Origin of the sequence: Nonomuraea maheshkhaliensis, from assembly GCF_039529435.1 — a bacterium.
Classification (GTDB): domain Bacteria; phylum Actinomycetota; class Actinomycetes; order Streptosporangiales; family Streptosporangiaceae; genus Nonomuraea; species Nonomuraea maheshkhaliensis.
Window position 1 is genome coordinate 23560 of sequence record NZ_BAAAMU010000060.1, and the last position, 11695, is coordinate 35254.

The 11695-nt window shown below is 72.7% G+C and carries 7 protein-coding genes; 3 read left to right on the plus strand and 4 right to left on the minus strand.

All coding sequences use genetic code 11. The features are described 5' to 3' along the window. Positions 1-21 precede the first annotated feature (21 nt). Together ABFX54_RS32940 and ABFX54_RS32945 are read right to left on the minus strand one after the other, a co-directional pair. A complete protein-coding gene (locus ABFX54_RS32940; RefSeq protein WP_346110483.1) occupies positions 22-609 on the minus strand; it encodes a helix-turn-helix domain-containing protein in 588 nt (195 codons plus the stop codon). Between the two features lie 152 nt (positions 610-761). Next, entirely contained in the window at positions 762-1289 is a 528-nt protein-coding gene (locus tag ABFX54_RS32945; RefSeq protein WP_346110484.1) for a cysteine dioxygenase family protein, read from the minus strand. A gap of 110 nt (positions 1290-1399) precedes the next feature. On the opposite strand from ABFX54_RS32945, the gene ABFX54_RS32950 reads away from it, so the two are divergent. Together ABFX54_RS32950 and ABFX54_RS32955 are read left to right on the plus strand one after the other, a co-directional pair. After that, entirely contained in the window at positions 1400-2260 is an 861-nt protein-coding gene (locus ABFX54_RS32950) for a LysR family transcriptional regulator (RefSeq protein ID WP_346110485.1), read from the plus strand. 21 nt (positions 2261-2281) lie between these two features. After that, positions 2282-2908, plus strand: coding sequence for a LysE family translocator (locus ABFX54_RS32955; RefSeq protein WP_346110486.1), 627 nt, complete (start codon positions 2282-2284; stop codon positions 2906-2908). 144 nt (positions 2909-3052) lie between these two features. On the opposite strand, the gene ABFX54_RS32960 is transcribed toward ABFX54_RS32955, so the two are convergent. Beyond that, positions 3053-4237, minus strand: a complete 1185-nt coding sequence (locus ABFX54_RS32960) for an RNA-guided endonuclease InsQ/TnpB family protein (RefSeq protein WP_346110487.1) — start codon at positions 4235-4237, stop codon at positions 3053-3055. Further along, a complete protein-coding gene (gene tnpA, locus ABFX54_RS32965) occupies positions 4230-4649 on the minus strand; it encodes an IS200/IS605 family transposase (protein ID WP_346110488.1) in 420 nt (139 codons plus the stop codon). The genes ABFX54_RS32960 and tnpA overlap by 8 nt, the downstream gene beginning before the upstream one ends. A gap of 157 nt (positions 4650-4806) precedes the next feature. On the opposite strand from tnpA, the gene ABFX54_RS32970 reads away from it, so the two are divergent. Continuing rightward, a complete protein-coding gene (locus ABFX54_RS32970; protein ID WP_346110489.1) occupies positions 4807-11658 on the plus strand; it encodes a hypothetical protein in 6852 nt (2283 codons plus the stop codon). The last annotated feature ends 37 nt before the right edge of the window (positions 11659-11695 follow it).

The following is an 11695-nucleotide window of genomic DNA, read 5'->3' on the forward strand; positions in this document are numbered from 1 at the left end:
CCGGTCACGGACAGGTGAGCCCTACGTACGGAACGGGAAGCCGTGCGCCTGCACGGCCACGTTCTCCCGCCCCTGCGTGTCGCCCGCCTCGCGGGCCGCGTTCCCGTGCCGCCGCCACCGCAGAACGACCTCGTCGAGCTCCTCATGCAGCCGCTCCAGCTCAGCGGGCGTGAGCCGGAGCAGGTATTCGGAGGCGAAGGCGGCGCTACGCCAGTCGGCGGGCCAGGCCTGCTTCTCGTCGAGATAACGCTCGTAGAGCTCACCCCGCTGGCGCGCGTAGACCCGCGAGACGGCGGTGTGGACGGCGGCACGCTCGGGCGCGTCGAAGTCTTCGTCCTTGGTGGTGATGACGGTGGACACCGGCTGCCACCAGCGCTCCCTGGCATCCCCGCCGCGCCCCTCCGCCTCCTCGATGATGCCGTGGGCGGCCAGCTTGCGCAGGTGGTAGCTGACCAGCGACACGGCCTCGTCGACCTGGTCGGCGAGCTGCGAGGCGGTGGCCGTGCCCGCGACGGAGAGCGCGCGGTAGAGCTGGATGCGCAGCGGATGGCCGAGGGCCTTGAGCGTGTCGAGGTCCTTGACGCGGTGGGTCTTCTCGGTGGGGGCCATGGCACCCACCCTAGAAGGGAAAATAAATTTGCGCAAATAAAATTTCGCATCTGCGCCGGGCGTACGGGGACGTCCCTGCGACGGACGGACACGTCAGGGCGGGGCAGATCAGGACAGGGCGGCGACCCGACGGGGGAGGCCGTGACGGGCGGCTACCTGACCGGGAGGTCGTAGACGCGGCGGACGCTGCTGCCGAGCCGGGCCACGTTCGCGCCGTAGATGTGCAGCGACACACCCACCTCGTCACTCGTGTTGCACACCTTGTGGATGTCCCCGGGCGGCGCGAACCCGCTGACCTCCCCCGGCCGGTTGTCGGCCCGGCCGATCTCCACGAGGTGGTCGCCCATGTCCCGGTAGAGGGTCTCGTGCTCGATCCCGCTGATGATGCCGAACGTGCACCACGACACGTGGTCGTGGATCACCGTGTCCTGGCCCGGCCGCCAGACGACGGCCGCGATCGAGAAGTCCTCCTCGGCGTGCAGCACGTGGGAGACGTACCCGTCGGGCGAGCCCGCGCGCTCCTGCGGGGTGAGGATGTCGAGGGCGGGCAGGTGCTCGCGCAGGAACGCGGCCACGGCCAGCGCGCTCTCGTGGCGGCCGAGGCGGCGGGCGGCGATGCGGGACACGCCGTTCACCAGGACGTCCAGTCCGGGTCGGACGGCCGTGGCGGCCAGGTTCATGGCTTTCTCCCGGGAGCTCCAGCGGTACTTCCTTCCCTCCCTACGCTCCTCCTTTCCGACCGATAGGTCCAACAGAAGTCTTCTGGCTGATCGATAGATATGATTGATGGATGCTCGACGTCGTACGCCTGCGCGTCCTCGTCGCGGTCGCCCGCAAGGGCTCGCTGACCGCGGCGGCCAAGGAGCTGCACTACTCCCAGCCCTCGGTCAGCCACCACCTGGCCAGGCTGGAGGCCGAGACCGGCGCCAAGCTCGTCCAGCGCGCCGGGCGCGGCATCAGGCTCACCGAGGCGGGCCGGCTGCTGGCCGAGCGGGCCGCGGAGATCATCGGCCGGCTCGACGCCACCGCCGAGGAGCTGGCCGCGCACGTGGGGCTGCGTTCGGGCCGGGTGCGGCTGGCCGCCTTCCCCTCGGCGCTGGGCACGTTCATCCCGAAGGCGGCCCGGCTGCTGGCCGGCGCGCACCCCGGGCTGCGCCTGCAACTCACCGAGACCGAGCCGCCGGAGGCGCTGCGGCTGCTGCGCGCCGGGCGGGTGGATGCGGCGGTGATGTTCCGCTACGACGACACCGCCCCCGAGGACAACGGCATCCACATGCTCCACCTCCTCGACGACCCCAGCTACCTGGTGTCCGGCGCACCGCCCGGCGACCTCGCCGACCACGCCGAGTCGTCCTGGATCGCCGGGTGCGACCGGTGCCGCAGCCATTTGCTCGACATCTGCGACAAGGCGGGGTTCGAGCCGCACATCTCGTTCACCAGCGACGACATCGTGGCCGTGCAGGCGCTGGTGGCGGCCGGGCTGGGGCTGACCATGCTGCCGGGGCTCGCGCTCACCGCGCACCGCCACCCCGAGGTGGAGGTCGCCCGGGTGCCCGGCTCGACCAGGCACGTGTACGCCGCCGTCTACGGCGAGCCACCCCACCCACCCGCCGTCGAAGCACTCCTCTCAGCACTCACGGAAAGCCTTTGACGCCATAACTACGATGGCCCCATGCCGGAAATCACGACGCTCGCCGTCTTCTGCGTGGCCACGCTCGGGCTGCTCATCGTGCCCGGGCCCGCGGTTCTCTACATCGTCACCAGGAGCGTCGCCCAAGGCCGTTCCGCCGGCCTGATCTCCGTGCTCGGTGTGCACACCGGCTCCCTCGTCCACGTGGCCGCGGCGGCGCTGGGCATCAGCGCCCTGATCTCGGCCTCGGCCACGGCCTTCACCGTGGTCAAGTACGCGGGCGTGGCCTACCTGCTCTGGCTCGGCGTACGCAAGCTGATGCGCGGGGGCGACGGCGGCGAGACGATCGAGCTCAAGGTCCAGTCGAAGCGGCGGCTGTTCTGGGAGGGGTTCGTGGTCAACGTGCTCAACCCCAAGACCGCCATCTTCTTCCTCGCGTTCCTGCCGCAGTTCGTCCACCCGGAGGTGGGGCCGATCGGGCCGCAGATCCTCCTGCTCGGCGCGGTGTGGATCCTGCTCGGGATGGCCTCCGACGGCACGTACGCGATGCTCGCCTCGGCCCTGGCCGGCCGGGTCCGCCAGTCCGTACGCGCACGTCGGCGGCTGGATGTCGGGAGCGGGATCGTGTACCTCGGGCTGGCCGCGTGGCTCACAACCGAGAAGGCATGACAAGCCGGGAAATTTCCTGGCCATAGTGCGATAGTGAGATGGGATCAGGCACTGACCAGAAAGACGGCACGCCGGGACGTGGCTAAGACGTAGCTCATAGGCGGACCCGTGACTCCTCCGTTCCCTGAAGGGAGCGGCTTCTCGCTAAGCCGCTTGCGCAGCGTCGCGAAGGGCAAGCCCTGCCCTGAGGATGTTGACCGCCGCGTTCACGTCGGCGTGCGCGGCATGTCCACACGCCGTGCAGGCGAACGAGGCTTGGGTGACGCGGTTGTCCTTCGCGCGGTGCCCGCAGCGGGCACACGTGCGGGAGGTGCCGGCCGGGTTCACCGCGATCAGCTCTCGACCGGCGCTTTCAGCCTTGTGCGCGAGGACCTGCAGGAACACCCCCCAGCCCGCATCCAGAATCGAACGGTTGAGACCGGCCTTTGCGGCGACATTGCGGCCGGGGGCGGCGATCGTGCCGGACGCCGACCGGGTCATGTTCGCGATCCGCAGATCCTCGTGCACGATCACGTCGTAGGCGCGGACCAGCGCGAGCGCGGCCTTATGCGCGGTGTCGAGGCGCTGGCGCCGGACCTTGGCGTGCAGCGCGGCGACACGGGCCACCGACTTGCGACGACGCGTGGAGCCCCGCTTCTTGCGGGCGAGGTCGCGCTGCGCCGTCGCCAGACGATCGGCGGTCGCGGCGAGGTGGCGTGGGTCGGCCACATGTGCGCCGTCGCTGGTGGTGGCCAGCGAGGCGAGGCCCAGGTCGATCCCGGCGACCGCGCCCGCAGGGGGCAGCGGCTCGGCGGGCACCTCCTCACACGACAGCACCACGTACCAGCGGCGGCCCTGGCGCTTAACACTGATCGTCTTCACTCGGCCCCTGACCGGCCGATGCTGGTTCACCCGGACCTGCCCGACGCCCTGCAACCGCACGAACGTCGAGGCCGGGTGCTCGGGCTGGGAGTCCCACCGGCAGCCGTCGCCGTCCTTGGGCCACTCGACCGGGTCGAACCATCCCCGGCCCTTGAACCGGGGAAACCCCGGCGTACGTCCCGTCTTGACCCGGTCGAAAAACGCGCGGAACGCCTTGTCCAGGCGGCGCAGGGTGGCCTGCTGGGAGGAGAAGCTCCAGCGGCCCTGCCCGCCGGGGTCGTCACCGCGAATGTGCTTCAACTCCGCCGACTGCTCGCCGTACCGGACACTCACACCCGCCTTCGCATAAGCGATGCGGCGGTGCTCCGGGGCGGCGTTGTAACGCTGCCGATGGTCCTCCAGACATGTGACAAGTGCGACGGCCTGCTTGCTCGTAGGACGCAGCAGAAACTTGAACGACCTACGCACGGCCACCGCCTTGGGACCGCTCGTCCCGCGTCTCGACATAGCGCTGCACCGTCTCGGCCCCCACCGCGCCGACCCTGGCCACGACGCAGGACCGCGACCACAGAGTGAGCGGCCGAGAGCGCAGGCGCCCGAACTCGGCGCGCGGACGATGGGAGGTGAAGCCCTTGAACTGGCCGGCCACATACGACGACGAGCTCTCCGGGTGGGGCTCGACGAACAGACGCACGTGCTCCGGCATCATCTCAAGCGCCACGATCTCCCGGCCGTGCTCGTCGGCCTTGGCGCGGATCAACTCCTCAAGACGATCCTTCACCCGGCCGCCTGGGGCCGGGCGGCGATACTTCGCACACCACACCACGTGGTATCCGAGGTCATACGCCGCACCGGGACAAGTGCGTACCTGACGAGTCACACGATCCCTATGACAGCACCGCCCATCTCACATGCGACGAACGGAGATCTCTGATGTGGTGCAGACCAAGCGGGTCACTGCACGCCCGGGCCTCGGCGACCCTCCCGCTCCCGATTCCCCCGTCGCCTGCAGGCGACGGGGGAATCGGGAGACGCTGATGGACACGCCATTGCACCGCCTCGGACTCGAACGGATCGTCGAGGTCTTCTCCGGTCATGACGACATCGTCGGCGTGACCGGCTCCGGCTACGTGATCGGCCCCGACCTGGTACTGACCTCCGGCCGCCTGGCACCCGGTCCTGGGCGATCAGCCCATGACGACGAACGGCCGGTGTTCACCGGTGGACGCCCGGCTGGAGACGGCGAGGGGCCGTGGAGAAGCGGCCGGGCCTCGTGTCACGTGCGTCTGCCCGGGTCGGCGCGCTGGTCGGCGGCCGAGCCGGTGTGGCGGGGACGCGGCGGCGCCGACGTGGTCCTGCTCCGGACCGCCGAACCAGTGTGGGCCGACCTTCCGGGCATCGAGCACAATCGCTGGGTCCGGATAGTGGGCGACTCCGCTCCGGTGCGCTGCGTCGCCAGGGGGTTCGCCCAGGAGGTCCGGCGCGGCGGCATCCGCATCGCCGAGACACTGCCCGGCCTGGTCTCCCCGCCCACGGGCGCGGTCTCGAAGACTCTGACGGTCAGCGTTTCGTCCTCTGCGACCTTGGACCAGGCGGGGCCGATGGGGAGCGCGGGGGTGACCGGCGAGACGAGTCCCAAACCCGAACGAGCAGCCGAGCCGGCCGGCGGGGCGAGTGCCGGAGGCGAAGGGGTACCGGAAGCGCTCTGGCGGGGTATGTGCGGGGCCGTCCTAGTTGCCGAGCCCGCCGGGCAGCTCATCGGCGTGGTCACCCCGACGACGGCCGGACATGCCGAGGGACGGCTGGACGTCGTTCCCGTGACCGCGTTACTGGGCGACGAGCGGTTTCGAGAGCTGGCGGGCGTGTCCCCCGGCGGGCTGGAGACCGTGACGGGCAACGACCACGCCGTCCCCCTTCCCGCCCTGATGACACCCGCCCGCGAGAAGCTGCCGCCGGACTGCCCCGACTGGACGCTGCTGATGGCGCGGCACGCGGTGGTCCCGTTCCTGGGGCGGCGCGAGGAACTGGCCGAACTGCGGACGTGGGCCACCGACGAACCGGGCGCGCTGTCGATCGCGGCGGTGAGCGGTCGCGGCGGCATGGGGAAGACCCGGCTGGCGGGCGAGCTGTGCGTGGAGCTGGAGAGCGAGGGCTGGGACGCGGGTTTCCTGCCCCTGGACGCGTTGGCGGGTCCGCTGGCCGGCCCGGACACGGTGCCGGATCCGGTGGCCGGTCGCGGCGCGGTGACGGATCCCCTAGCCGGTCACGACACGACGCCGGATGCCCTGGCCACCCGGAGCACCTCACTTGAGGCGCTGCGGCCGACCCTGCTCGTCGTCGACCGTCCCGAACCGTCGGCACCGCTCGTGGGCGAGCTGATCCGGCGGCTGGCCAAGCACGGCCACAACCCTCGCGTACGTCTCCTGCTGCTGGTCCGCGAGCCCGGCGAGGCGGACTGGTGGCGGCGGCTCGACACGGCGGCCGGCGGGTGGCTGCGGCGGCTCAACACCACGACCGTGCGCCTCAACAGCCGCCCCCTCACGCTGCAGGAACGGACCGAGCACGCACTCGCCGCCATGAAGGCGTTCGCACCGAGCCGCGCCGCCCTCCCCAGCCCGCCACGCCTCGACGACCCCGAGTACGGTCTCCCCCTCCACGTCCACCTGGCCGCCCTGCTCCGCCTGTGCGACAGCGACGGGGACGGGGACGGGGACGGGAGCCGGGACGGCAGAACGGGCGCAGGCCAGGTGGCCGACGAATACCCCGGTGAAAGCGCACGTACCAGCACGAACGAACACCCCGACGTGGACAGGCGCACTGACACGAGCGGACGAACCACCACGGGTGGGCGCACCGACCCGGGCGGGAGCGGGTTGCTGGGGCGGTTTCTGGTTCGGGAGTGCGATCAGTGGGCGCGGGTCTGGCCGGACGGGCAGGAACGTCTGCCCGACGTGACGGCACGCCGAGCCATAGCGGTCCTCACGCTCACCGCGCCCACCCCCGTAGAGCTGCCCGGCCTGCTGACGACCGTGCCGGGGATCAGCACCCGCGCATCCGGCGGCGCGTTCGGTCCGCACGGCAGCGCCGCCTCCAACGCGGCCGGCTGGCTGGGGCGGCTCTTCCCCCCTCCCCCGCCTGCACCCGGCTCGCGCCGGGACCAGCGGCTGACCCCGCTCGGGCCCGACCTCCTCGCCGAGCAACTCCTCGCCACGACAGCGGGCCTGGACGCGCTGGTGCTCGCCGTACACGACCATGAGGGCCGGACGGTCGAGCAGCTCGTACGCATGCTGAACGTCCTGCGATCGTGCGCCGGCCGGGAACGAGTGCGGGCGGCGCTGTGGGCCCTGATCTCCGGTCGGCTCGGCCCCCTGGTTGCCCAGGCGGAGGCGAACCCCGCCGCCCGGCTCGGCGACATGCTGAACGCCGCGCTCCTGCTGTTCGCCACCGACCAGCGGCTCGCCGCGTCCGTGGCCGCGCTGCCGCCCCCGCGACGGACGCCGGACACCGCGCGACCGGATCCGCCTGCCACCGCCGGACCGGGGCTGCGGGCGCTTGAGGTGACGCTGGCCGAGCTGAGCGTGCGGCACCGGCGGACGAGCGGCGAACGGATCGCGCTGGCCAAGGCCCTGACGAAGCTGTCGGCCGCGCTGGCGGCCGTGGGCCGGGTCGGTGAGGCGGTCGTCGCGGTGGCGGAGGCGGTCGAGATGTACGCGGGCGCTCCCCCGTACGAGGAGGCGGCCGGGCGGGCGAAGGCGGCGTTCGAGCTGGGGGCGGCCCTGCTGCTCGGGGGCGAGGCCGGCGGCGCGCTCAAGCCGGCGCAGGAGGCGGCGGCCCGCTTCCGCATCCTGGCCGAGGACGACCCCCGCCACCTGGAGCAGGCAGCCCGGGCTCACTACAACGTCGCGTGCGCGCTGCTGGGGGTCGGGCGGCTGGGGGAGGCGGTGGCGGCGTTCGAGGCGGCGGGCGGTGACGCGGGCTTCGCGGCGAACGTGACGAGTGTCCTGTCCGTCCTGCCACCAGCCGACTCCCCCACGGCAGACGATCCTCCGGCCCGGCCGTCATTCGCCGGAGCACCCGTCCCAACCCAGCGACCGCCCGCCGGTGGGCCCGGCCTGGATGGGGAACCGCTCGCGGGCAGGCCCGGCCCTGCCGCGCAGCCGCCTGGAGGCATATCCGCCCCAGACCCGCACCCATTCGCACACATGCCCACCCCGCCCCCGCAGGTGGCCACTCGTGGGTCCGTTGGGGAGGCGGGGGCCGTCGGGAGTGGGTTCGAGGCGTTCACGCCGCCCCAGCGGACGGTGGCGGGGCGGGCGGCGGTAGCTCCGGCTCTCCAGGCTCCCGAGCCGCTGACCCCCTTCGAGGGGATCGGCACCGCCGCCGCGCTGCCCGAGCTGGCCGCCCGCATCGCCGTCGCCGTCACCTCCGCCGTCAGAGGCGTCGCCCCCACCAGCAGGGACGTGGCCCACCGGCTGCACCTGATCGCCACCTGGCTGGAGGCGTACGGCCGACCGGCCGACGCCCTCCGACCGGCCACCGAGGCGGTCGGGCGGCTGCGGACGCTGGCGGCCGAGGAGCCTGGGCTGCGGGTCCTGCTGGCGTTCGCCGCCTCCGTCCTGTCCAGGCTGCACGCCCGGCTGGACGATCTGGACGCCGCCGTCAGGTACGCCGCGGAGGCCGTACGCAACCTGCGCGCCCTCGTCACCCTCGAACCGGATGAGCACCGCCCCGCCCTGACCGGCCAACTGCTCGATCTCGGCGAGCTGCTGCTGGTCGACGACCGGCCTGAGGAGGCGCTGGGGCCGTTGCAGGAGGCCATGGCGCTGCCGTCCGAGCCGGACCCGGCCACCCGGGCGAGGGGAACGTGGCTGCTCGGCCTCTGCCTGGACGAGCTGGGCCGAACGACCGACGGCCTGGCGCAGTTGGCGCTCGCCACCGAGCGGTACGAGCTGCTGAGCGCCGAGGAGGCCGGCTACGCCCGCCATCACGCCGAGGTGCGGGCCAGAATACGCAGGAGGCTGGAGCCCGGCCCGCCAGGTCCATCGGGTTGGCCAGGCCCGTCGGATCTGCCGGGCCTATCGGGTCCGCCAGGCCCGTCCGGTCCGCCAGGTCCATCGGGTGCGCCGGGCACCGGGCTGCCGTGGCTGCTGACGTTGCTCCTCGACCGGCCGGAGGAGGCCGTGAGCAGGGCCGAGCAGCGGGTCCGCGCGCAGGGCGAGATTGACGGTACGGCCGGGGTCGAGCGGGTTCATGCGCATCTGTCGGCACAGGCCATGCTTGCGCGGGCCTGGGCGGACGCGGGACGGCCGGCGGACGGGTTCACGCTGGCGACCCGGGCGGCCGAACTGCTCCAGCGGCATGCCGCGCCCGACGGGCCGCACGCCATCGCCGTGGGCATGGTGGCGGCGGCGCTCGGCCGCTCGCACGTGGGGCTCGGGCGCACCGAGGAGGCTCTCCCGCATCTGCGGACCGCCATCGAGTCGTACGGGCCGCACGCCGCGACGAGCGCCGAGTTCCGTACTGAGCTGGCCGAGCTGATGATCCTTGAGACGACCGCCCTGGCGCACGCGAGCGCAGCACAGGCAGGCGCAGCGCAGGCGGCGGAGGCGGAGAAGGCGGCGGAGGCGGAGAAGGCAGCGGATCGGCTGGTGCGGCTGTGTTCGGCGCTGGTGGCGGAGGAGTTGCGGCCGCCGCTCCTGCTGGCGGGGGCGTTGCGGCTCCAGGCGGAGATCCGCTGGAACAGGCGCGATGCGGATCCCGGTCAGAACGCCGAAGCCGCGCTCCAGCCGATCACGCGGGCGCTCGGTCTCCTGCCGTCCTCGCCGGAGGAGCAGGGCGAGCGTGAGCAGTTGCTCGCCGCCACGTGCTGGGAGCTGGCCGGCCTTTGCCTGGCCGAGCTGCACGAGAGCGACGCGGCCAGGGAACGGCTGACGTCGGGCACGTCGGCGATGACGCGGCTCGGGCCCATTCCTGGTGATCTGTCCGAGGTGCATGTGCAGGCGCTGCTCCGGCTGGCGGAGTCGCGGGTGGAGGAGGCGGGGCCGGCTGCGGCCACCGGCCTGTACGCCCAGGTGCTCGGGGTACGCCCGCTTCCCGGGGTCGAGGTGCTCGACGCGGTCATCGAGCGGCTTTCCTGGTTCGCGGACGCAGGTGAAGGGGCGGCCGCCGGGCTGGTGGGGCCGCTGACGGGATTCACCGAGGCACTGGAACGTGAGGTGCCGCTGACGCCGTCCAGAACGGCAAAGCGCAAAGGGCCGGTGACGGCGTCCGCGCCGACGGAGCACGAAGGGCCGGTGGCGGCGCCTGGGCCAGTAGGGCACGAGGGGTTGGTGGGTGGTGGGCTGGGGGTGCATGCGAGGTTCGGTCGGTGTCTGGGTGCGTTTGCGGTGGCTGCGGAGCGGGCTGGGGACGTTGCGACCGCCGTTCACCTCCATGAGCTGGCCGTACGGGTCCACCGGGGGCTTGCCATCGTCTCCGGTGCCCATCGGGAGTCGCTCGGGTCGGCGCTGGCGGCGCTTGCCGCTGTGGCGGCGCGGGAGCGGGGTGGGGCTGGGGGCAGGCGGGGGGATCGGGTCGGGCCGGCCGTGGTCGAGCAGGCGATCGATCTTCTCGGCGCACGCCAGGACCGTACGCTGGCCATGGCGCTGAATCACTACGCGGCGGGGCTGCTCGAACAGGGCCGCGCTGTGGAAGCGCTGGCCCACTGTGAGCGTGCCGCCGATCTCTGCGACGAGCTGGACGATCCGGCCGTGGCCGCCGTCACCTACGCGCAGCTCGGCTCGACCCTGGCCGCGCTGGACCGCCCGCAGGCCGCCCTTGAGGCGATCGCCTGGTCGCTGGCCGAGCTGGACCGAGCCGGATTGGGTCGACCCGCGGCGGCGGGGGTGGAGCTGGTGCGGGTGCGGGCGCAGGCTGTTCAAGTGCGGGGGCGGGTGCTGCGGGCGTTCGGGCGGGAGCAGGAGGCGATGGCGCATCTTGTGGAGGCGTTGCGCCTGTTCAGCGGGCTGCCGGAGCCGTTGGCGGCGGCCGAGACCGCTGGGCTGGCCGCCGACGACCTCCTCGCGTCCGGGCGGCCCCAGGACGCGGCCGAGTACGCGCAGATCGCCGTGAACGGCCACGAAACGGGCACGGTGAAGCGGGTGCTGGCGACCCAGCGGCTGGCCAGGTGCCACATGATGCTGGGTGAGCTGGAACAGGCCAACGCCCTGGTCGAGGAGCTGATCCCGGTGGCCAGGCGGTCGCCGGACGACCTGACGTACCGGGCGGTGCTGGCGGACTCCCTGGCGCAGAGCTCAGAGCTGCTGCCCCTGCTGCGGCTGGACGACGGCGTCGAGGCCGAGGCGAGGGCGCGTGAGGCGATCGCGATCTACGACGAGCTGCTGACCACGGGCATGGACGAGCGGGCCGTGCACACGAGCAGGGCGGGCGCCTGTCTCACGCTGGCCGGGGCGCTGCGGATGCGGGAGCTGGCGGCCGAGGCGATCCAGCCGTTGCGAGAGGCGGTGGCGGCGCTGGAACGGTTCTCGCCGGGCAACCCGATGCAGGGCGGGCTGCTGTCGCGGGCGATGCTCATGCTGGGCGACGCGCTGATGGAGGCGGGGCGGGCGCTGGAGGCCGGGCTGGTCTTCCACCGCACCACACAGGTGACGCGGGACGAGCTGACCAGGGCCGTGGCGCACGCCCGGCTCGGCTTCTGCCAGCAGGAGCTGGGCCGGGACGACGCCGCCGACGCCGCCCTGCGCGTCTCGGCCGGCCTGCTCCGCGAACTGCCCGGGGCCGAGAGCGATCTGCTGCGGGACGTGCTGCTCGGCCGGCTGAAGCTGCTGGAGAAGGCGGGAAAGGGCGCGGAAGTGAAGGCGGTCGAGGCCGAGCTGCGTCGCCTGGCCTGACCTGGCCTGACCTGGCCTGGCCTGACCTGGCCTGGCC